The following is a 20,808-nucleotide window of genomic DNA, read 5'->3' as shown; positions in this document are numbered from 1 at the left end:
TTATCCCTTGTTCCTCCGGAGTCGTTCCATGCGTAGCCCGCTGATTGCTGCCACCCTTGGCCTGCTGTTGTTGGCCAATGTGGCCCAGGCGCAAACCCTGGTAGCCACCAGTAACATCATCATTCGTGCTTCCGAACGCACGCTTGATTTCACTTCCGACACCACCACGTCCATCCGCGATTCGAAGATCGTCCGTGAAGCCCACGACGATGCAGCCAGTTTCGTCGCCAGCGAGGGTGAAATCCGTGGTGCGCACCTGGAAGCGGCCTTCGACACCTTGCGCACTCGCGTGCCGGAAGCCCGCGACGCCAGTGATCAGGTTCTCGCCGAAGCCATTCTCGCACTGTGAAGTCGCTCGGCGCCTGGCTGCTGGCCGGGGTTGTGTTGCTGCTTGGCAACACAGCTCAGGCCAGCCTGCAACTACGGCTCAAGACCGACGGTCTGAGCCCCGCGCAACAGCAGGCCAGTCAGGCGCTGCTCGATGAAGCCATGCAGGCGTTACCGCCGCGCTTCATCGAGCAACTGGACCGGCGCATTGACGTCGGCTGGACCGACGACATGCCGAGCGATGCTTACGGCCAGGCATCACTGGTGTCCGAACTCGACCTGAACCGCAATTTGCTCGCCAGCCTCACCAATGGCAGCGCCGCGACCCAAAAAACGTATCGTCCCCACGGCACCGTCCGCCGGGAAATGCTCGCCACGGTGTTGCACGAACTCACCCATATTTATGACCGTGCGCGTCTGTGGCCAGACGCCGAGCGCACGCTGATCCAGCGCTGCAAGCAACGTAACAACAGCTCCGGGCTGATCGGCATCCCCGACCAATGCCGTGGGCAGACGGAGCGACGCTGGACCCTCAGCGATGACCCTCGTCTGCTGGATTTGGCCGGCTGGCCGCAATACGTCGGTCGGCGCGGCGAGCGCGAACAACACAACCGGCAGATTGCCCGCAGCCCGGACATCTACGAGACGAGCAGCCCGAAGGAGTTCGTCGCGGTCAACATGGAGTACTTCCTTCTCGACCCAAGCTATGCCTGCCGTCGTCCTGCGCTGTATCGCTACTACAAAGAACATTTCGGCTGGGCGCCCGCCGCCAAAGACACATGCGCCCAATCATTCGCCTTCCTCAATGCGGGTAACGACTTCGCCAAGCAGCCTCTGGGTCAGGTCGATCCGGAGCGGGTTTACGCGGTTGACTATCTACTGGCAGAAGCCAACCAGAACTGGGTCAGCCGCTGGGGTCACAGCATGCTGCGACTGGTGATCTGTGCACCGGGTCGGCCACGTGGGCCGGATTGTCGACTGGATCTGGATCAGCATCTGGTGTTGTCCTACCGCGCCTTCGTCGGTGACCTACAGCTGTCGAGCTGGGATGGACTGGTGGGTAAATATCCGTCGCGCCTATTTGTCTTGCCGCTGGCCCAGGTGATCGACGAATACACCAAAACCGAACTGCGCAGCCTGGCATCGGTGCCGCTGAACCTGTCGCACAGCGAGGTCGAAGACGTGGTGGAACACGCCGCGGAAATGCACTGGAGTTACGACGGCAACTATTTTTTCCTGTCCAACAACTGCGCGGTAGAAGGCCTGAAATTACTGCGCAGCAGCACCAACAATGCGCAACTGGTCGGCCTCGACAGCATCATGCCCAACGGTTTGCTGGAAGTGCTCAAGGGCCGCGGATTGGCAGACACCAGCGTGCTGGATGATCCCCGCGAAGCACTGCGCCTGGGCTATCGCTTCGACTCCTTCCGCGAGCGTTATCAAGCGATGTTCGAAGTGCTGAAAAAGCATTTACCGATCAAGCAGGACAAGGTCGAGGACTGGCTGTCCTTGAAAGCTGAAGAGCGTCGCAAATGGATTGATCAGGCTGATTTGCGCACCAGTGCGGCGTTACTGCTGCTGGAGCAGGCCAGTTTCCGTCAGCAGATGGTGCTGGCCCAGGACGAAGTGAAGCAACGTTATCTGGGCGCTCGGGAATTGAAGAATGGCGGCATGGATAAGGCCAATGCGACCTTGCAGGAGATTCTCGCCAACAGCGGCTTCCTCAGCCGTCCGGCCGAACTGCTCGGCAGCACCGGTGGTTATGGTTTGCCGCAACCGAACGAGTGGACGCGTCTGCAGTCGGAAAGCAACCTGCGCCAGAAGCAGCTGCAAGCGCTGACCGGGGATCTGGACAAAGAAGTCAGAGCACTGCTCGAACCGAGCCGTGCCGCCGAGATGGCCGCCAACGAAGCCAACCTGAAGCAGGTTGGCGAACATTTGCGCAAGCTGCACAAGGCCGCGGGTGGGTTGGAGTTGCCCTGAAAGCAAAAGATCGCAGCCTTCGGCAGCTCCTACAGAGGTATCGCATTCCCCTGTAGGAGCTGCCGAAAGCTGCGATCTTTTTGTGGGCTCCAGAACGTAGTCCTGAAGCCCTCGGTCTTGCTGTTTAGTCTGTGCCGCGAGGCTCTAATTCCTCTGTATCAGGAACTTTACCTTCAGCTGACCCGTGCTTTACGCACGCCTTCGGACAAGGCTGCGCACAAGCTGAGTACGCCCTCCACAGCCTGATCCGGTGTTGAGGCATTAGCGATGTGATCGATCAGCGCCGACCCCACCACCACACCGTCAGCCAGACGCGCGATGGACGCCGCTTGCTCTGGAGTACGGATACCAAAACCGATGCTGATCGGCAGATCGGTATGGCGACGCAGACGGGTGACGGCTTCTTCGACATGTTCCAGAGTCGCCGCGCCCGCACCGGTCACACCCGCCACCGACACGTAGTAAACAAAGCCGGAACTGCCGTTCAATACAGTCGGCAAGCGCACGTCATCAGTCGTCGGAGTGGTCAGGCGAATGAAGTCCAGGCCCGCCGCCTGTGCCGGGTCGCACAATTCACCGTTATGCTCGGGCGGCAAGTCGACCACGATCAGGCCATCAACACCGGCCTCTTTGGCTTCAGCGATGAAACGCGGCACGCCGTACATGTGAATCGGGTTGAAGTAACCCATCAGCACCAGCGGCGTCTCGCTATTGCCTTCGCGGAACTCGCGAACCATTTGCAGGGTTTTCGCCAGGTTTTGTTTGGCGCCCAAGGCACGGATGTTGGCCAGTTGAATCGCCGGGCCATCGGCCATTGGATCGGTGAAGGGCATGCCCAACTCGATCACGTCGGCACCCGCTCCCGGCAAGCCTTTGAGGATCGCCAGAGACGTGTCGTAGCTCGGGTCGCCAGCGGTCACAAAGGTCACCAGGGCGGCGCGGTTCTGTTCCTTGAGTTCGGCAAAACGCGTTTGCAGGCGGCTCATCAGTGTTTCTCCTGCTTGGATTGCTCTTGTTGAGAGTGTTCCATGTGGTGCATCACGGTCTGCATGTCTTTGTCGCCACGCCCGGACAGGTTGACCACCATCAGGTGATCTTTCGGCAACGTCGGTGCGCGTTTGAACACTTCGGCCAAGGCATGGGCGCTTTCCAGTGCAGGAATAATCCCTTCCAGACGGCAGCATTTGTGGAACGCATCCAGGGCTTCGTCGTCGGTCACCGAGGTGTACTGGACGCGGCCGATGTCATGCAACCAGGCGTGTTCCGGGCCGATGCCCGGATAGTCGAGACCGGCGGAAATCGAGTGAGCGTCGATGATCTGGCCATCGTCGTCCTGCAACAGGAACGTACGGTTGCCGTGCAGCACGCCTGGCACGCCGCCGTTCAGGCTGGCCGCGTGCTTACCGGTTTCGATGCCGTAACCGGCTGCTTCGACGCCGATGATCTCAACGCTCTTGTCATCGAGGAACGGGTGGAACAGGCCCATGGCGTTGGAACCACCACCGATGCACGCCACCAGGCTATCAGGCAGACGACCTTCCTGGGCTTGCAACTGCTCACGGGTTTCCTTGCCGATGACCGCCTGGAAATCACGAACCATGGCAGGGTACGGATGCGGGCCGGCCACGGTGCCGATCAGGTAGAAGGTGCTGTCGACGTTGGTCACCCAGTCACGCAAGGCTTCGTTCATCGCATCTTTGAGGGTGCCGGTGCCGGCCACCACCGGGATCACTTCAGCGCCCAGCAGCTTCATGCGAAACACGTTGGCTTGCTGACGTTCGATGTCGGTGGTGCCCATGTAGATCACGCAATCGAGGCCGAAACGTGCGGCCACGGTGGCGGTCGCCACGCCGTGCATGCCAGCGCCGGTTTCGGCAATGATGCGCTTCTTGCCCATGCGCCGCGCCAGCAGGATCTGGCCGATGCAGTTGTTGATCTTGTGCGCGCCAGTGTGGTTCAGCTCTTCGCGCTTGAGGTAAATCTTCGCGCCGCCGCAGAACTCTGTCAGACGCTCGGCGAAATACAGTGGGCTTGGACGTCCGACGTAATCACGCTGGAAGTAGGCCAATTCTTCTTTGAACGCCGGATCTTCCTTGGCCGCCTCGTATTCGCGGGCCAGATCGAGGATCAACGGCATCAGGGTTTCGGCAACGTAACGGCCACCGAACGCGCCGAACAGGCCGTTGGCGTCGGGGCCGTTGCGCAGATTAGTCTGGGTCATGGGTCGCTCCAGTGGTATTCGAGAGGTGACGATGGGGTTCACTCTACCCCTGACATCCCGCACTGAAAACCGATAAGATCGCCGCAACCTGTCAGGAAAACTCACAGATACCATGAGCCACGACCTTCCTCCGCTGAACGCCCTTCGCGCCTTCGAAGCCACTGCCCGCCTGAACAGCGTCAGTCAGGCCGCCGGACAGCTGCACGTCACTCATGGTGCGGTCAGCCGACAGCTCAAGGTACTGGAAGAACACCTCGGCGTGAGCCTGTTCATCAAGGATGGGCGCGGCCTGAAACTCACAGATGCCGGTGTCCGTTTGCGCGATGTCAGCGGCGAAGCCTTCGAGCGCTTGCGCAGCGTTTGCGCCGAATTGACCCAAAGTACCGCCGATGCGCCGTTCGTGCTCGGCTGCTCGGGCAGCCTGCTGGCGCGCTGGTTCATTCCGCGTTTGGGGCGGCTCAATGCGGATCTGCCGGATCTGCGTTTGCACCTGTCGGCTGGCGAAGGCGATCTCGATCCACGGCGGCCCGGCCTGGACGCTTTGCTGGTGTTTGCCGAGCCGCCATGGCCGGCGGACATGCAAGTTTATGAACTGGCCAGCGAACGCATCGGCCCGGTCATGAGCCCACGATTCGTCGGCTACGAAAGGCTGCGGAACGCACCGGCAAACGTCCTGCTGACCGAACCCTTGCTGCACACCACCTCACGTCCGCAAGCCTGGCCGAGTTGGGCACAGCAAAGCGGCCTCGACGCCAAGGCGCTGAGGTACGGTCAGGGTTTCGAGCATTTGTATTATTTGCTGGAGGCGGCAGTGGCCGGGCTGGGTGTGGCCATCGCGCCTGAGCCGCTGGTGGCAGAAGACTTGAAGGCCGGTCGCCTGGTTGCGCCATGGGGTTTCTGTGAAACCCCGGCGCAACTGGCGTTGTGGCTACCCAAGCGCGCCGCGGACGGGCGCGCTCGGCAATTGGCGCAGTGGCTTAAAAACGAACTGCGCCAGGCATCTTAATTACCGCGTTTGCACAGCAGATAGGCCGCCAAAAGACCCAGCGCACCGACTGCGACACCGGCTGTAGTCCAAGGGTGTTCCTGGGCGTAGTCACGTGTCGCGATCCCGGTTTCACGGGTTTTGACCTTGACCTCTTCATAGGCATCGGAGAGCAGATGACGCGAATGCTTCAGCGCGTTCTCGGCGTTGATTTTCAGCGTTTTAAGGGTTTTACGCGATTCGTCCGAGGCGTCGTCCTTCAGGCTTTCCAACGATTTCAGCAGACTCTCGATCTCGGCTTCCATGCTTTGCAATGAGGCTTTACGTAACGATGTGTTGGCCATGGTAAATCTCCTGCATTGTTTGAGTTGCGTGTGTTGGTTGGGACTTCAGGGGTTTGAGAAAGTGCAGTAAATCTGAATTCCCCTCGAATTGGTCGACAGAAGAAATAAGAAAAATCACTGCTAGGCTGTATTTCACACCCTTAGGAGAACGCCATGACTGACCATCACACCTACAAGAAAGTCGAGCTGGTCGGCTCATCCACAACCAGTATTGAAGACGCCATCAACAATGCCCTGGCCGAAGCCAACAAAAGTCTGAAGTACATGGAATGGTTCGAAGTGACCGAAACCCGCGGGCACATCAAGGACGGCAAAGCTGCACACTTCCAGGTGACGCTTAAAGTCGGATTCCGGATTGCCAGTAGCTGAGCTTAAGCTAGTCTTCTGAACTTGCGCGCCGGCCGAATGCCATAGGGAATGGCAAAGCGCTACGTGGTGAGTGCATCCGGCCGATAGCTGGATGCGCTCCCCCTATTGATCCGACCAGGGAGTGCACCCCATGAAGAAGTTTATTTTGGCGATAGGTTTGTTGAGCCTTGCGGGAACAGCCTTTGCCCAAGGCAAGTCGTGCGACGAGCTGAAAGCCGAAATCTCAGCGAAACTGGATGCCAAGGGCGTTTCTAATTACACCCTGGAGATCGTCGACAAAGGCGCTGCTGCTGACGGAAAAATCGTCGGCACCTGTGAAAAAGGCTCCAGGCAAATCGTCTACAAACAGGGCTGACCGCCCTCGAAAATGAAAAAGCCGACGCAATGGCGTCGGCTTTTTTGTAGGCGCTGCTTCGTCTCAGCCCTTCATGACCTGCGCCAGCAACTCATAGGAATGCAGGCGATCGGCATGTTCGTACAGGTCACAGGTAAAAATCAGCTCATCGGCCTGCGTCTGTTCGATCAGCACTTCCAGCTTGGCGCGAATTTTCTGCGGGCTGCCGACCATGGCAAGCCCCAGGAAATCACCGACCGCTTCTCTCTCATGGGGCAGCCATAGCCCATCCATGGTCTTCACGGGCGGGCGTTGCACCAGGCTTTGGCCACGCATCAACGCCAGAATTCGCTGGTAGACCGAAGTGGCCAGGTAATCGGCCTGCTCATCAGTGTCTGCAGCCACCAGTGGCACGCCGAGCATCACGTAAGGCTTATCCAAAACCGCTGAAGGCTTGAAGTGGTTGCGGTAGACGCGAATCGCCTCATGCATGAAGCGCGGTGCGAAATGTGAAGCGAAGGCGTAGGGCAAACCGCGCTCACCCGCCAACTGCGCACTGAACAGGCTCGAACCCAACAACCAGATCGGGACATTCGTGCCGGTACCCGGCATGGCAATGATCCGCTGGTCTGGCGTACGTGGGCCGAGGTAGCGCATCAGTTCAGTCACGTCTTGCGGGAAGTCATCGGCACTGCCGGAGCGCTCACGGCGCAAGGCGCGAGCGGTCATTTGATCGGAGCCAGGCGCACGACCCAGGCCCAGATCGATCCGCCCCGGATACAGGCTTTCAAGGGTGCCGAACTGCTCGGCGATCACCAGTGGCGCGTGGTTGGGCAGCATCACGCCCCCCGAACCGACACGAATGGTCGAAGTGCCGCCAGCCAGATAGCCCAGCAGGACCGAGGTCGCCGAACTGGCGATCCCGTCCATGTTGTGGTGTTCGGCGACCCAGAAGCGGTTGTAGCCGAGTTTTTCCACGTGCTGCGCCAAGTCCAGGGAATTATGCAGGGACTGGGCCGCACTGCCGTTCTCCCGCACGGGCACCAGATCCAGGGTCGAGAACTTGATATCGGATAGTCGTTTCATAAACCTGCTTCTCCAATGGGTAAGCAGGTTTTTTCACGAACGAAAACCTGCCGAGTCTATAAGCGTGTTCTATGCAATGAGGGCATATACCCGAGTTTCAATAGAAGAGACAAAATTCCTACGCAATTAGAAGACTGATCAGATGAGGTGAACTTTGCCGGACGGTCTATCCTCAGAACCCTGGTAACCGAAAACCACGAAGGTGTGACGTTTCGCACCGGATCTTGAGGAGGCAGACATGGCTATCACAAAGAAAGCATCGGCTCATTGGGAAGGTGATCTGAAAACCGGTATCGGCTCGATTTCCACGGAAACCGGCGTTCTCAGAGACGCGCCCTACGGCTTCAAGGCCCGTTTTGAAGGCGGTAAAGGCACCAATCCGGAAGAGCTGATCGGCGCGGCTCACGCGGGCTGTTTCTCCATGGCGTTTTCAATGATTCTCGGCGAGGCCAACCTTAAGGCCGACAGTATCGACACCAATGCCGAAGTTACCCTGGACCAGGTAGACGGTGGCTTTGCAATCACAGCGGTAAAGCTGATTCTCAAGGCGAAAATCCCCGGGGCGACCCAGGCGCAATTCGAGGAACTGAGCAATAAAGCCAAAGAAGGCTGCCCGGTGTCCAAAGTGCTGAATGCGAAAATCAGCCTGGATGCGACGTTGGTCAGCTGATAGTGGGTTGATACGCTAGCTGAGATCGCAGCCTTCGCGGGCTCCCTTGCGCAGGTTGCGGTCTTTTTTTGTCCTGAAACATAACCTGACTGACAAAACTGTGGTCGAATAAATGACAGCAGCTTCAGCGCATCACCATGCGCGCTGCCTTAAGGGAGCTTCAACCATGAAACGTTTTGCCTTGGCGGTTATCTGTTGCACGCTGGCCACATCGGCCCTCGCGGCACCGAAATCCTGTGAGGAACTCAAGGCCGAGATCGAAGCCAAGATCCAGGCCAACAACGTCTCGTCCTATACCCTGGAAATCGTCACCAACGACGAAGTGCACGATCAAAACATGGTCGTCGGCTCATGCGAAGGCGGCACCAAGAAAATCATCTATCAAAAAAATGATCGCTGATTCGTCTCACATGACGCAGTTGGCCAGCCGATCTTCGGCGACAATTTCCCGCTTGGCATTGTAAAGCCGGGCGCTGGGGGTGAACGCTATAGAACGCGCTTCCAACAGGTAGCGTTGGCCGGCCTCGAAATGGTCGTAATTGATGGTCAGGTAGCACAGCCGCTCCAGCGGAGCATTCATCAAGCCCGAGCCACCACCAAATACTTCAAAATCGAAACGTACTCTCAGTTCATGGCTACCCGGGGTGACCTGGAAGTAACGCCCGTCGCTCAGCCGCTGATTGTCCAGCCGATCGGCCATCAGCAGTTTCCCGCCGGGGCTCGGCGTAGCGAAGTCGACCCAGGCCATCTGCGGATTGACCGCCGGTAACGGACTCGTGCAACCGACAAAGGCGCCTGCAGCGAGCAACAGCAACAACCTGCGCATGATGAATTTCCCAAGGACTGATCATTCAGCATAGCGTCGATCAAGTACGTTGGCAGCCTGCCGGTGTGCCCTGTCCAATCACTTTTCGCTGTTGATCATAGAGCTTCGCCCACGGCCGAAAGCCGATATACCCCGCTTGCAGCTGATACCGCTGACCGGCGTTGAAGTCCTTGAATTTCACATTCAACTGGCAGTCGCGCCACAGCGGCTCGGCGTCGGGGCCAATGTTGGTCGGCTGGACAGCAAACAAGTAGCGAACCGTCAGCTCATGGCTACCGGGCTGCACCTCGAAGTAACGCTTGTCGATGGAAGCCTTGTCATCGACTTCTACCGCTTGCAGCGCGGTGTCTTCCTGCCGTGTATCCAGATCGATCCATGCCTGTGAAGGATCAGGGGTGGGTAGTCCAGCACAACCGGCCAGCATCAGCAGGCCTCCCGTCAGCATCAACTTGCGCATAGCGGAGCTCCAATAGGCGGGATAGTCTTGCGGGCAGACTTTCCAGGGATGATTCATTGTGATCAGGCCGCGTCCAAGCCTTGGGTTACTTGATCGCGTTTTACGCATTTTGTTTCCGGGGATGTTTCTTTTGTTATTTAACGGCTGCACCAGCATCAGCTATTACGGCCAACTGGCCAGTGGTCAGTTGCACTTGCTGCGAGCACGGGAGCCGGTTTCCAGTGTGATTGCCGATCCCGGTCGCGATCAGCAATTGCGCGCGCATCTGGCCCAATCACAAAAGGCCCGGACATTCGCCAGCCAACACCTGCACCTGCCGGACAACCAGAGCTACCGCCTGTATGCCGACATAGGCCGACCGTTTGTAGTCTGGAACGTCTTTGCCACGCCGGAGTTTTCGCTGAAGCCGCAGAACCATTGCTTCCCCATCGCTGGTTGCGTCGCCTATCGCGGGTATTACAGCCAGAGTGCTGCCCGCGGTGAGGCCGCTTTGCAACGATTGCAAGGTATGGACGTGTCGATTGGCGGCGTCGAGGCCTATTCGACGCTCGGTTGGTTCAACGACCCGATCATGAGCTCAATGATGGGTTGGGGCGACGAACGGTTGGCCACGCTGATTTTCCACGAACTCGCCCATCAACGTTTTTATGTGAAAGACGACACCGAGTTCAACGAGTCCTTCGCCACCTTCGTCGAGAAGGAGGGCACTCGTCAATGGCGTGCATTCCGTGGCCTGCCACCGGATAACCGAGCGTTGGAGCAGCAACGCGATCAGTTCATCCAATTGGTTCTGGACGCCCGCAAGAGACTGGAACAGCTTTACGCCTTGCCGCTTCCTGCCGAGCAAATGCGCGAGCGAAAAGCAGCAGAGTTCGAACAATTGCGCCGTGAATACCGGACGCTACGCGACAGCCAATGGGCGGGGAACAAACGCTACGATGCCTGGATCAACACCCCGATGAACAATGCCCGGCTGTTGCCGTTTGGTTTGTATGACCAATGGGTGCCGGCGTTTGCCGCGCTATTCAGACAGGTCGAGGGGGATTGGGTGAGGTTTTATGCGGCGGTGGAGAAATTGGGCGCGTTACCGGTCGGGGAGCGTAAGGCGGCGTTGAAAGTGTTGGCCGGATCAGCGAGTCCCGGTGGCTGAGCGGGCCTCTTCGCGGGCAAGCCCCCACATTAGATCGGAGTATGCCAATGCCCTTTGGCAAGACATAAAACCCTGTGGGAGCGAGGCTTGCCCGCGAAGGCAATTCAACTAACGCTGCAAAAACGCCTGATGCATCTCTTCCAGCGTTTCAAAGTGATACGCCGGTGCTTCGGCGCTCAACTCTTCCCGGCTACCAAACCCATAACCCACCGCCGCTGCGTCCAGTCCATTGCTGCGTGCGCCGATCAGATCGTGTTTACGGTCGCCAATCATCAGGGTATTGGCCGGGTTCAGGCCCTCTTCGTTCATCAAGTGCGCAATCAGCTCGACCTTATTGGTTCGCGTGCCATCCAGCTCGCTGCCGTAAATCACTTTGAAATGCTTGGCGAAGTCGAAGTGCCGGGCGATTTTCCGGGCGAAAACCCATGGCTTGGAAGTCGCGATGTACAGCTGTCGCCCTTGCCCACCGAGGGTTTCCAGCAGCGGCGTGACGCCGTCGAACATGCGGTTCTCATACAGGCCGGTGACCTTGAAGCGCTCGCGATAGAAATTCACCGCTTCCCAGGCCTTGGGCTCGTCGAAGTCGTAGAACTGCATGAACGCCTGCAACAACGGCGGACCGATGAAGTGCTCGAGCTTGGTCAGGTCCGGCTCATCGATCCCCAGTTTGCCCAAGGCGAACTGGATGGAGCGGGTAATGCCTTCGCGCGGGTCGGTCAGCGTGCCATCGAGGTCGAACAGTACGGTTTGGTAATGCATGAAAATTCCTGAGCAATAGCGAGACACTTTCCATTATCAAGCGGCTTAGAGTTGGTCGTAGCCTTCGGCCAGGTGCAGATCCTTCAGCTTCACGTAGTTCTCCGCGCTGTAGGTGAAAAAGGCTTTTTCCTTGTCAGTCAGCGGCCGGATCTGTTTCACCGGGCTACCAACATAGAGGAAACCGCTTTCCAGGCGCTTGCCCGGGGGTACCAGGCTGCCAGCGCCGATGATCACATCGTCCTCGACTACCGCGCCGTCCATGACGATGCTGCCCATGCCGATCAGAATCCGGTTCCCCACGGCGCAACCATGAAGCATGACTTTATGCGCGATGGTCACATCGTCACCGATCAGCAGCGGGAAGCCATCGGGGTTGAATGGTCCGGCGTGGGTAATGTGCAACACGCAGCCGTCCTGCACGCTGGTGCGTGCACCGATTCGGATGCGGTGCATGTCTCCGCGGATCACTGTCAGCGGCCAGACGGAGCTGTCTTCGCCGATTTCGACGTCGCCGATCACCACCGCCGAGCCGTCGACAAAGACGCCTTTGCCCAGCAGCGGCGTGTGGTTCTGATACTTGCGAAGGGTCACGATAGGCTCTCTCTCTTTTGCTGATAGCTGCGGTGAGCGTCGATTGTAATTAAGATGGGGCCATGTTTCTTCCCGCATGTTTTCCAGCCAAGGTGCCAACCGTGAGCGTGAACAACCCTCTTCTGCAGTCCTACGACCTGCCGCCGTTCTCGGCGATCCGTGCCGAACACGTGCAACCGGCCATTGAAAAGATCCTGGCTGACAACCGCGCTGCCATCGTCGACATCCTGAAAATCCAGGGCAAACAACCGACCTGGGCCGGCCTGGTGCTGGCGATGGATGAACTGAACGATCGTCTGGGCGCCGCCTGGAGCCCGGTCAGCCATCTCAATGCCGTGTGCAACAGCGCCGAGTTGCGCGAAGCCTACGAGTCCTGCCTGCCGGCCCTGAGCGCCTACGCCACCGAGCTAGGCCAGAACCGTGAACTGTTTCAAGCCTATGAAGCGCTGGCCAACAGCCCTGAGGCCGCCGGTTTCGATGTGGCGCAGAAAACCATCCTGGAACACGCTTTGCGCGACTTCCGTCTGTCGGGTATCGACCTGCCTGAAGCCGAACAAAAGCGGTACGCCGACGTGCAAAGCAAACTGTCGGAGTTGGGCAGTCGCTTCTCCAACCAGTTGCTCGACGCCACCCAGGCCTGGACCAAGCACGTCACCGACGAAGCCGCCCTCGCCGGCCTGACCGAATCGGCCAAGGCGCAAATGGCCGCCGCCGCGCAAGCCAAAGAGTTGGACGGCTGGTTGATCCCCCTGGAATTCCCGAGTTACTACGCGGTGATGACCTACGCCCAGGACCGCGCCCTGCGTGAAGAAGTCTATGCCGCCTACTGCACCCGTGCGTCGGACCAAGGCCCGAATGCCGGTCAGAATGACAACGGCCCGGTCATGGAAGAAATTCTCGACCTGCGTCAGGAACTGGCAAAACTATTGGGCTTCACCAGCTTCTCGGAGCTGAGCCTGGCCACCAAAATGGCCGAGTCCAACGATCAGGTGCTGAGTTTTCTGCGCGACCTGGCCAAACGCAGCAAGCCATTCGCCGCCCAGGATCTGCAACAGCTCAAGGCCTACGCCACCGAACAAGGTTGCCCGGACCTGCAAAGCTGGGACAGCGGTTTCTACGGTGAAAAACTTCGCGAACAGCGCTATAGCGTCGCCCAGGAAACCCTTCGCGCGTACTTCCCGATCGACAAGGTGCTGGGTGGGCTGTTCAGCATCGTCCAGCGCCTGTACGGCATCGAGATCGCCGAGCTGAAGGGCTTCGACACCTGGCACCCGGACGTTCGCCTGTTCGAAATCAAGGAAAACGGCCAGCACGTCGGCCGGTTTTTCTTCGACCTGTATGCCCGCGCCAACAAGCGCGGCGGGGCCTGGATGGACGGCGCCCGCGATCATCGCCGCACGATCAATGGCGTGCTGCAAAGCCCGGTGGCGAACCTGGTGTGCAATTTCACCCCGGCCGACAGCGGCAAACCGGCCCTGCTGACTCACGATGAAGTGACCACCCTGTTCCACGAATTCGGTCATGGCCTGCATCATCTGCTGACCCGCGTCGAGCATGCAGGCGTGTCTGGCATCAACGGCGTCGCCTGGGATGCGGTCGAGCTGCCAAGCCAGTTCATGGAAAATTGGTGCTGGGAGCCGGAAGGTCTGGCGCTGATTTCCGGTCACTACGAAACCGGCGAGCCGTTGCCTCAGGATCTGCTGGAGAAAATGCTCGCGGCGAAGAACTTCCAGTCCGGCCTGATGATGGTCCGCCAACTGGAGTTCTCGCTGTTCGACTTCGAACTGCATGCCACCCACGGCGACGGCCGCAGCGTGCTGCAAGTGCTCGAAGGCGTGCGTGACGAAGTCTCGGTCATGCGTCCGCCGGCCTACAACCGCTTCCCCAACAGCTTCGCCCACATCTTTGCCGGTGGTTACGCGGCGGGTTACTACAGCTATAAGTGGGCTGAAGTATTGTCGGCCGATGCCTTCTCGAAATTCGAAGAAGACGGCGTGCTCAATGCAGAGACCGGTCGCGCCTTCCGCGAAGCGATCCTGGCGCGGGGCGGTTCTCAGGAACCAATGGTGCTGTTCGTCGACTTCCGTGGCCGTGCGCCATCGATTGACGCACTCTTGCGCCATAGCGGCCTGAGTGAGGACGCGGCAGCATGAGTGAGGAATCTGTGATTACCAAAAAACGCTTTATCGCCGGGGCGGTCTGCCCGGCCTGCAGCGAGCCGGACAAGTTGATGATGTGGAGTGAAGACACCGTTCCGCATCGCGAGTGCGTGGCCTGCGGTTATTCCGACACGCTGAATGAACAAGGCCTGTCGGTGCCCAAGGAATTGGGCACGCGGGTCAATACTTCGGCATTGAAAGTGCCAGATGCAAAGGTTCAGGCAGTGCAATTCTTCCCGAACCCGAAGCTGAAGAAAAAGCCAGACGAGCAACACTGAATTCTGGAAATCACCTTCCACTGCGCAATGCAGTGGGAGGTATTACTTACTCGACATGGGCCGATTTGAACCAGTTCTTCATCGAACAACTGGCAAACGGATTGGTGCTGCAATCACCATTGGCCAGCGCCGTACGAAGTTTGTCGATATCGGCCTGCATCATGTAACGCACACCATCCTTGAAATGCGTGCTGCCACCAAAGCCGCCTTGGGTCATTTCGTTCAGGGCATCTTCCTTGCTCCAGCCTTGCACCACCACCCGGTACATCGCGGCCATCAGGCCAGTGCGGTCCGAGCCGTGTTTGCAGTGCATAAGCACCGGCCCTTTTGATTCGGCAGTTTGAATCGCACGCAGCACCTTGAGTACATCCGCATCATCCACATGATTGGTGCGATAAGGCAGTTGTACTTGAGTGATACCGGGTGCGGACAACCAGCTTGAGTCCGGTTCGGGCAGGAAGTTGATTACAGTCCCGACGTTGAGTTTTTCCAGCAATTGCACCGCGCCAGCGTCAGGCAATGCGCTGCGATAGAGCATCGGGGACATCTCAAAGAGATTGTGTTGCATCTCCACTGGTTGAGCCCACTCCGCAGGTCGGGGCAAGGAGCTGTCGTCAGCGAGAGCTAACGTCAGGTTGAACAATGAGACCAGCGACAAACACATCGCAGATATATAACGCGCTAGAGGCATGTTTGGGTAACTGTTCAGGAAGAGGTGGGAAGATGGCACCCAGCTTCAGTCCTGAACGGTCAAAGGTCTGTGAGCTGACCGTCAAAGAAATGTGAATCAGTCTTTTGAAGTTGCGTTGGTGGGAAATCCAGGTTTTATCCGCCAACTCGGTTTATCTTCAGTACTTAACCAACGGCTACTTGCAATCACGCCGCTAAGCATTAAATAAAACAAACCAATCCTGCATGAACTTTCATGCAGGCCTGGCACTATAAAGTCAAGGATTTACAATACTGGAATAAGCCTTGGCCAAAGCCAACAGTTTTTCCTTGTCGTCGCTGTCGATATCACCATCGCCGTCCACATCGCTGTTGACCGACTTTATGCTGAACGACCCGCCGCCATCGCTGGAGACGGCTTCTACGTAGACCGAATCGACCAAGGCCTCTGTCTGTACCTCGTTGACCTCATCCCAACCCAACTCTTTACGGGCAAGTTGCATCGATACTCGCGCTTGTTGTGGATCGACAACACTGGGGGCCAGTAATTGCAAAAAGATACCACGCTGATTAAAAAACGACATAAATTAATTCCTTTTAATAAGTATCCACGAGACTTCGTGTGCAGTCGATAATACTGAGCTTATTAATTTCAGACTATCCGTTATATATTTCATCGAGTTGCAGCAAGATGCAATTATTGAACAGTTAATGCAGACGTTCGATGCTGATCAAATGCTCAGGTGCCGAACGGCACTGGCCGCTTTTCTCTGCCTCGTTTACTGTATGTACATACAGTAAAGAGTATCAATCGATGAACACTCCCCTGCCACCCCGCGGTCGCGGCACCGCCACCAACCCGCACAATCGCTTCTCGCCCAATCGTTCGGTGGCCGAGGATGACGGCTGGTATCAGGAAGCGCCGATCACCCAAGGTACCGAGGTGCGCATCGAGACGGCAAAAACCATCATCACCCGCAATAACTCGCCAGACCTGCCGTTCGATCGCTCGATCAACCCCTATCGCGGCTGCGAGCATGGCTGCATCTATTGCTATGCACGGCCCAGTCACGCCTATTGGGATCTGTCACCGGGGCTGGATTTCGAAACCAGACTGATCGCCAAGACCAACGCCGCCGACGTGCTGGAAGAACAACTGTCCAAACGCGGCTATCAATGCGCGCCGATCAACCTGGGCTCCAACACTGACCCTTATCAGCCGATCGAGCGCGAACACAAAATCACCCGTAAAACCCTGGAAGTGCTGCTGCGTTACCGCCACCCGGTGACCATCATCACTAAAGGCTCGCTGATTCTTCGCGATCTGGACTTGCTGGCTGAACTCGCCGAGCAAAGGCTGGCGGCGGTAATGATCAGCCTGACCACGCTGGATGATGAACTCAAACGCATCCTCGAACCACGTGCCGCGGCGCCCAAAGCGCGACTGCGGGCGATCCGGGTGATGCGCGAGGCCGGTATTCCTGTGGGGGTCTTGTGTTCACCCATGATTCCGATGATCAACGACAGCGAACTCGAAAGCCTGCTGGCCGAAGCTCATGCTGCGGGTGCCCAGAGTGCGGCCTACATGATGCTGCGCTTGCCGCTGGAAGTGGCGCCGCTGTTCGAAGAGTGGCTGGCCGCCCACTATCCTCAGCGTGCAGCTCATGTGTTGAGCCTGATCCGCCAGAGCCGTGGTGGCGAGCTTTACGACAGCCGATTCGGTGCCAGAATGCGCGGTGAAGGGCCGTTTGCCGACCTGTTGGCGCAACGCTTTGCCAAAACCATCAAGCGCCTGGGGCTCAATCGTCGGGAAGGTTTCAATCTGGATTGCGAATCCTTTTGTCCGCCGGGCCGCCAAATGTCGTTGATTTAAGGACAATTGGCCCTATGGTTGAGTAGTGAACACGACACCGCGTTTCGCGCCGGTCACGTTTTTTGTGACCTGGAACACTCGTTCTAGAGCGTTTTATTCAGTTTGAGTTAAGTTTCAACGGCTACCTTGTTCATCGAGTGACTGACGGGTCTGGCTCTTCGACCTGGATGTTTTTTAAACAGCCACTGGCTTCACATCGGACAAAACGGGAAAATTCCCCTGACTCCGCCAAAGAGGATGAATCATGAGTGACAAGGATAAACAGCCGTTGGCTGCGTCGGCTTCAGCCCAACCGGAGGCGGAAACCGCCGATGCAGCGCTGCAGCATATTGTTGACGGCTTTTTGCATTTTCATCACGAGATCTTTCCGCAGCAGGAAGAACTCTTCAAAAAACTCGCCACGGCCCAGCGGCCTCGGGCGATGTTCATCGCGTGTGCCGATTCACGCATCGTTCCCGAACTGATTACCCAAAGCGCTCCCGGCGACTTGTTCGTGACCCGCAACGTCGGCAATGTCGTGCCACCTTATGGGCAAATGAACGGCGGTGTTTCCACGGCCATCGAATACGCGGTGCTGGCCCTCGGCGTACAGCACATCATTATCTGCGGGCACTCTGACTGTGGCGCCATGCGTGCAGTGCTCAACCCGCAGAGCCTGGAAAAGATGCCGACGGTAAAGGCCTGGCTGCGTCATGCCGAAGTGGCGAAAACCATGGTTCAAGACAACTGCCATTGCACGGATGAAAACGAGAGCATGCACATCCTCACCGAAGAGAATGTGATTGCTCAGTTGCAACATTTGCGAACGCACCCATCAGTGGCCTCGCGCATGGCAAACGGTCAGCTGTTTATCCATGGTTGGGTCTACAACATCGAAACCAGCGAAATCCAGGCTTACGATGCGGATCAGGGTTGTTTCCTGCCGCTCGATGGCAGCCATCCCATTCCGGTGGCGACGCCCAAAGCGCGCTTCTAAATCCTCCTAAGTATGGTTTAGCCGAGGCTGCCGATCTGGCGGTACGGCTTTGCCACGCCTGAAAAAAACTCCGGGAGAGTCACAATGCGTGCCGCTCAACTAAAAGCTGTTCTGCCACGGGAGCTGCTGGCTTCGGTGGTTGTATTTCTGGTCGCCCTGCCCTTGTGCATGGGCATCGCCATCGCCTCGGGGCTGCCGCCGTCCAAAGGCCTGATCACCGGCATTATCGGGGGCCTGGTGGTCGGCTGGCTTGCCGGTTCGCCGCTGCAAGTCAGCGGCCCGGCAGCGGGTCTGGCGGTATTGGTGTTCGAACTGGTGCGCCAACATGGCATTGCCATGCTCGGGCCGATCCTGCTGCTGGCGGGTTTTCTGCAATTGGTGGCCGGGCGTTTGAAACTGGGTTGCTGGTTTCGGGTCACCGCTCCAGCGGTGGTGTACGGCATGCTCGCCGGGATTGGGGTGCTGATCGTGCTGTCACAGGTGCATGTGATGCTCGATGCCGTGCCCAAGCCTTCGGGGCTGGATAACCTGGCAGCCTTCCCCGCTGCGCTGATTCAGGCTTTGCCGTCGTTTGGCTGGCAGGCGGGTTTGCTCGGACTGTTGACCATTGCCGTGATGTGGCTGTGGGAAAAATTCCGCCCGCACTCCCTGCGTTTCGTTCCCGGAGCCTTACTGGGGGTTGGTCTGGCAACGGTCGCCAGCCTGGTGCTCGCATTGCAAGTCAAACGTGTGGAAGTTCCGGCCAACCTGGCGGAAGCCATCGATTGGCTGCGCCCGGCGGATCTGCTCAACCTTGCAGACCCTGCTTTGCTGATCGCTGCCTTCGCCGTGGCCTTTATTGCCAGCGCCGAAACCCTGCTCTCGGCCGCAGCCGTCGACCGCATGCACAATGGCCAACGCTCGGACTTCGACCGCGAATTGTCGGCGCAAGGTGTGGGCAACATGCTCTGCGGGTTGCTCGGTGCGCTGCCGATGACCGGGGTGATTGTGCGCAGCTCGGCCAACGTTCAGGCCGGCGCCACCACCCGACTGTCGACGGTGTTTCATGGCCTGTGGTTGTTGGCGTTCGTGTTGCTGCTATCGAGCGTGCTGCAAAGCATTCCAGTGGCAAGTCTGGCAGGCGTCTTGGTTTATACCGGTTTCAAACTGGTGGACCTCAAGGCTTTTCGCGGTCTGGGTCGTTACGGCCGGATGCCGATGTTCACCTATGCGGCGACCGCTTTGGCAATCATCTTCACCGACCTGCTGACCGGCGTGCTGATCGGCTTCGGCCTGACACTGGCCAAACTGGCCTGGAAGGCTTCGCGCCTGAAAATCAGCCTGATCGATCTGCCGGCGGACGGAGAGATGGAGCTGCGACTGGTGGGGGCGGCGACCTTCCTCAAGGTACCGGCGCTGACCCAAGTGCTGGGGAGCATTCCCGCAGGTGCAACGGTGCATGTGCCGCTCAATAACCTGAGCTACATCGATCACTCGTGTCTGGAGTTGCTTGAGGAGTGGGGCCGGGCCAATGCGGCGAAGGGTTCGAAGCTGTTAATCGAAGCACGGGGGTTGAAGCGCAGGCTTGAAGGACGGTTACGTACCACAACCGGAGTAGGCTCAGCCGCTTAAGCCACTTGTAAGAGCGAGCGGTGCGGCGATCCGACTTGCCCGCGAAGGCGGCGTGTCAGTCGACATCAATGTTGAATGTCACGCCGCCTTCGCGGGCAAGCCTCGCTCCTACAGGTATTGCATAGACTTAGGCCGCTGGCTGATCCAGCTCAAGGCCCACGCCCAATTGGCGCGACAGGCACGGCCAGCGCTTCCACGCAGCACCGGTGTCCGGGCTGTTGAGTTTCTCGCGGTAGGCCTCTACCGACTCCAGCGCGAAACTTTCATCGTTAAGCATCTCGTCCACAGCGTGATGCACCGCCTCATCCAGTTGATTGGCAAATTCCTCGCCGATCAGTTGGTGGGCAATCAGGTTGGCAACTGTCATGTCCAAGGGGATCAGTGGCTGGCCAAAATGCTTGATGTACAGATCGTTGACCTCTTCGACCAACCGATGCGCCAGATAGGCTTCGTCCAGCAGGCTGTCCAAGCCCACGTGACCGGCCATGATTGCCGGCGGCTGGAGGAAAAACTGCTCGGCGATTGTCAGCACCGGCTTGATCTGCGATTCGATGCCCGCTTCCCTGGCAACTTCATTGGCTGCGTCCAGCAGGTCCGGCACTTGTTCTATATACGCGGCCACAAAACGCGTCATTACGCCGTTGGCATCGACATCCGGCAATTGGATGGCGGAGTGAAGGTGCGGCAGTTGGGTTTCCAGTTGTCGAGTTAACAGGCCGGTCTCGGCCTCGTGTTGTTGGGCTTTTTGGATCTGCTCGCGCAATGCGGCGGTGTTCATGAAAACTCCAGGAAACAAGGCAATGAAATAGGGAAGACATAACTTAGCTGGCTTATGAAAAAGCCTAAGACGCATTTGTCATAATTATTTCATCCTTGAGACATCTACGTTATATCGATTTGCCACCACTCGTCTGCATCCTTCTCCATTCGTGACATGGAACGCAAGTCCAACCTGTTTCAGTCGATTTACGTCATCGCATTGCGAGGTGGCAGTCGCTGTCTATACTCGGATCTGAATGGAGTTAGCTGATGACGCCCGACTGCATATGCAGCAAGGCTCGGCGATTCAAGTTCGTAGTCTGAAAAAGCCGCTCCCTTGCCGCAGGTGAAAGCCGGCGGGATAAAAAGAACTATAAGGGG

General features: G+C 58.0%; 24 protein-coding genes. 13 read left to right on the top strand and 11 right to left on the bottom strand.

The genetic code is table 11. The features are described 5' to 3' along the window. Window positions 1–28: 28 nt before the first annotated feature. Together ACZ89R_RS18865 and ACZ89R_RS18860 are read left to right on the top strand one after the other, a co-directional pair. Window positions 29–349 carry a DUF2388 domain-containing protein gene (locus ACZ89R_RS18865; RefSeq protein WP_007902760.1) on the top strand — a complete coding sequence of 107 codons (321 nt, stop codon included), beginning with the start codon at window positions 29–31 and terminating at the stop codon, window positions 347–349. Next, entirely contained in the window at window positions 346–2,310 is a 1,965-nt protein-coding gene (locus ACZ89R_RS18860; protein WP_429544952.1) for a DUF7844 domain-containing protein, read from the top strand. The genes ACZ89R_RS18865 and ACZ89R_RS18860 overlap by 4 nt, the downstream gene beginning before the upstream one ends. A gap of 173 nt (window positions 2,311–2,483) precedes the next feature. On the opposite strand, the gene trpA is transcribed toward ACZ89R_RS18860, so the two are convergent. Together trpA and trpB are read right to left on the bottom strand one after the other, a co-directional pair. Then, window positions 2,484–3,296, bottom strand: coding sequence for a tryptophan synthase subunit alpha (gene trpA / locus ACZ89R_RS18855; RefSeq protein ID WP_192345250.1), 813 nt, complete (start codon window positions 3,294–3,296; stop codon window positions 2,484–2,486). Beyond that, window positions 3,296–4,531, bottom strand: coding sequence for a tryptophan synthase subunit beta (trpB, locus tag ACZ89R_RS18850; protein ID WP_007902766.1), 1,236 nt, complete (start codon window positions 4,529–4,531; stop codon window positions 3,296–3,298). The genes trpA and trpB overlap by 1 nt, the downstream gene beginning before the upstream one ends. Window positions 4,532–4,643: 112 nt before the next feature. On the opposite strand from trpB, the gene ACZ89R_RS18845 reads away from it, so the two are divergent. Then, window positions 4,644–5,537 (top strand): LysR family transcriptional regulator, encoded by an 894-nt coding sequence (locus tag ACZ89R_RS18845; protein WP_429544953.1) that lies wholly within the window; start codon window positions 4,644–4,646, stop codon window positions 5,535–5,537. Here ACZ89R_RS18845 and ACZ89R_RS18840 read toward each other — a convergent pair. Further along, entirely contained in the window at window positions 5,534–5,860 is a 327-nt protein-coding gene (locus tag ACZ89R_RS18840; RefSeq protein WP_007902771.1) for an ElaB/YgaM/YqjD family protein, read from the bottom strand. The genes ACZ89R_RS18845 and ACZ89R_RS18840 overlap by 4 nt on opposite strands. A 153-nt stretch (window positions 5,861–6,013) precedes the next feature. Here ACZ89R_RS18840 and ACZ89R_RS18835 point away from each other — a divergent pair, with 153 nt between their 5' ends. Both ACZ89R_RS18835 and ACZ89R_RS18830 read left to right on the top strand, forming a co-directional pair. Further along, window positions 6,014–6,229, top strand: coding sequence for a dodecin (locus ACZ89R_RS18835; RefSeq protein ID WP_007902773.1), 216 nt, complete (start codon window positions 6,014–6,016; stop codon window positions 6,227–6,229). 130 nt (window positions 6,230–6,359) lie between these two features. Then, window positions 6,360–6,584: a DUF1161 domain-containing protein gene (locus ACZ89R_RS18830; RefSeq protein WP_429544954.1), complete on the top strand. Its 225-nt coding sequence runs from the start codon at window positions 6,360–6,362 to the stop codon at window positions 6,582–6,584. Window positions 6,585–6,647: 63 nt separating this feature from the next. Here ACZ89R_RS18830 and ACZ89R_RS18825 read toward each other — a convergent pair whose 3' ends face one another. Next, the gene (locus ACZ89R_RS18825) at window positions 6,648–7,649 is read right to left on the bottom strand and encodes an LLM class flavin-dependent oxidoreductase (RefSeq protein ID WP_429544955.1); all 1,002 of its coding nucleotides are present in this window, start codon (window positions 7,647–7,649) and stop codon (window positions 6,648–6,650) included. A 238-nt stretch (window positions 7,650–7,887) separates the two neighbouring features. Here ACZ89R_RS18825 and ACZ89R_RS18820 point away from each other — a divergent pair, with 238 nt between their 5' ends. Together ACZ89R_RS18820 and ACZ89R_RS18815 are read left to right on the top strand one after the other, a co-directional pair. Continuing rightward, window positions 7,888–8,319, top strand: coding sequence for an OsmC family protein (locus ACZ89R_RS18820; RefSeq protein ID WP_007902777.1), 432 nt, complete (start codon window positions 7,888–7,890; stop codon window positions 8,317–8,319). Between the two features lie 166 nt (window positions 8,320–8,485). Then, a complete protein-coding gene (locus ACZ89R_RS18815) occupies window positions 8,486–8,719 on the top strand; it encodes a DUF1161 domain-containing protein (protein WP_048397315.1) in 234 nt (77 codons plus the stop codon). A gap of 6 nt (window positions 8,720–8,725) precedes the next feature. On the opposite strand, the gene ACZ89R_RS18810 is transcribed toward ACZ89R_RS18815, so the two are convergent. Continuing rightward, window positions 8,726–9,145: a PA0061/PA0062 family lipoprotein gene (locus ACZ89R_RS18810; RefSeq protein WP_007902779.1), complete on the bottom strand. Its 420-nt coding sequence runs from the start codon at window positions 9,143–9,145 to the stop codon at window positions 8,726–8,728. Window positions 9,146–9,185: 40 nt separating this feature from the next. Then, complete coding sequence (locus tag ACZ89R_RS18805; RefSeq protein ID WP_427627812.1) at window positions 9,186–9,602, bottom strand: PA0061/PA0062 family lipoprotein; 417 nt, start codon at window positions 9,600–9,602, stop codon at window positions 9,186–9,188. Window positions 9,603–9,660: 58 nt separating this feature from the next. Here ACZ89R_RS18805 and ACZ89R_RS18800 point away from each other — a divergent pair, with 58 nt between their 5' ends. Next, window positions 9,661–10,752 (top strand): aminopeptidase, encoded by a 1,092-nt coding sequence (locus ACZ89R_RS18800; protein WP_429544956.1) that lies wholly within the window; start codon window positions 9,661–9,663, stop codon window positions 10,750–10,752. A gap of 108 nt (window positions 10,753–10,860) precedes the next feature. Here ACZ89R_RS18800 and ACZ89R_RS18795 read toward each other — a convergent pair whose 3' ends face one another. Continuing rightward, window positions 10,861–11,511: an HAD family hydrolase gene (locus tag ACZ89R_RS18795; RefSeq protein ID WP_429544957.1), complete on the bottom strand. Its 651-nt coding sequence runs from the start codon at window positions 11,509–11,511 to the stop codon at window positions 10,861–10,863. Window positions 11,512–11,556: 45 nt separating this feature from the next. After that, entirely contained in the window at window positions 11,557–12,102 is a 546-nt protein-coding gene (locus ACZ89R_RS18790) for a gamma carbonic anhydrase family protein (protein WP_429544958.1), read from the bottom strand. A gap of 101 nt (window positions 12,103–12,203) precedes the next feature. On the opposite strand from ACZ89R_RS18790, the gene prlC reads away from it, so the two are divergent. Further along, window positions 12,204–14,255: an oligopeptidase A gene (gene prlC, locus ACZ89R_RS18785; RefSeq protein WP_476241475.1), complete on the top strand. Its 2,052-nt coding sequence runs from the start codon at window positions 12,204–12,206 to the stop codon at window positions 14,253–14,255. Next, on the top strand, window positions 14,252–14,539 hold the full coding sequence (locus ACZ89R_RS18780) for a YheV family putative zinc ribbon protein (protein WP_429430415.1): 288 nt from the start codon (window positions 14,252–14,254) through the stop codon (window positions 14,537–14,539). The genes prlC and ACZ89R_RS18780 overlap by 4 nt, the downstream gene beginning before the upstream one ends. A 46-nt stretch (window positions 14,540–14,585) precedes the next feature. Here the strand turns inward: ACZ89R_RS18780 and ACZ89R_RS18775 are convergent, their stop codons facing one another. Next, window positions 14,586–15,230, bottom strand: a complete 645-nt coding sequence (locus ACZ89R_RS18775) for a dual specificity protein phosphatase family protein (RefSeq protein ID WP_429544960.1) — start codon at window positions 15,228–15,230, stop codon at window positions 14,586–14,588. A gap of 256 nt (window positions 15,231–15,486) precedes the next feature. After that, window positions 15,487–15,792, bottom strand: a complete 306-nt coding sequence (locus ACZ89R_RS18770) for a hypothetical protein (protein WP_429544961.1) — start codon at window positions 15,790–15,792, stop codon at window positions 15,487–15,489. 230 nt (window positions 15,793–16,022) lie between these two features. Between ACZ89R_RS18770 and ACZ89R_RS18765 the strand changes: the two genes are divergently transcribed. The 3 genes from ACZ89R_RS18765 (at window position 16,023) to ACZ89R_RS18755 (ending at window position 19,668) form a co-directional block, all read left to right on the top strand. Next, complete coding sequence (locus ACZ89R_RS18765) at window positions 16,023–17,081, top strand: PA0069 family radical SAM protein (protein WP_429544962.1); 1,059 nt, start codon at window positions 16,023–16,025, stop codon at window positions 17,079–17,081. A gap of 244 nt (window positions 17,082–17,325) precedes the next feature. Then, window positions 17,326–18,057, top strand: coding sequence for a carbonic anhydrase (locus ACZ89R_RS18760; protein ID WP_008076209.1), 732 nt, complete (start codon window positions 17,326–17,328; stop codon window positions 18,055–18,057). Between the two features lie 84 nt (window positions 18,058–18,141). Continuing rightward, window positions 18,142–19,668, top strand: coding sequence for a SulP family inorganic anion transporter (locus ACZ89R_RS18755; RefSeq protein WP_429544963.1), 1,527 nt, complete (start codon window positions 18,142–18,144; stop codon window positions 19,666–19,668). Window positions 19,669–19,795: 127 nt separating this feature from the next. On the opposite strand, the gene ACZ89R_RS18750 is transcribed toward ACZ89R_RS18755, so the two are convergent. Further along, window positions 19,796–20,446, bottom strand: coding sequence for a hypothetical protein (locus ACZ89R_RS18750; RefSeq protein WP_192345237.1), 651 nt, complete (start codon window positions 20,444–20,446; stop codon window positions 19,796–19,798). Between the last annotated feature and the right edge of the window lie 362 nt (window positions 20,447–20,808).

This window comes from Pseudomonas sp. TE3728 (genome assembly GCF_056279145.1).
Note: the sequence above shows the minus strand (reverse complement) of the source record. Positions and strands in the feature narration are given on the sequence as shown.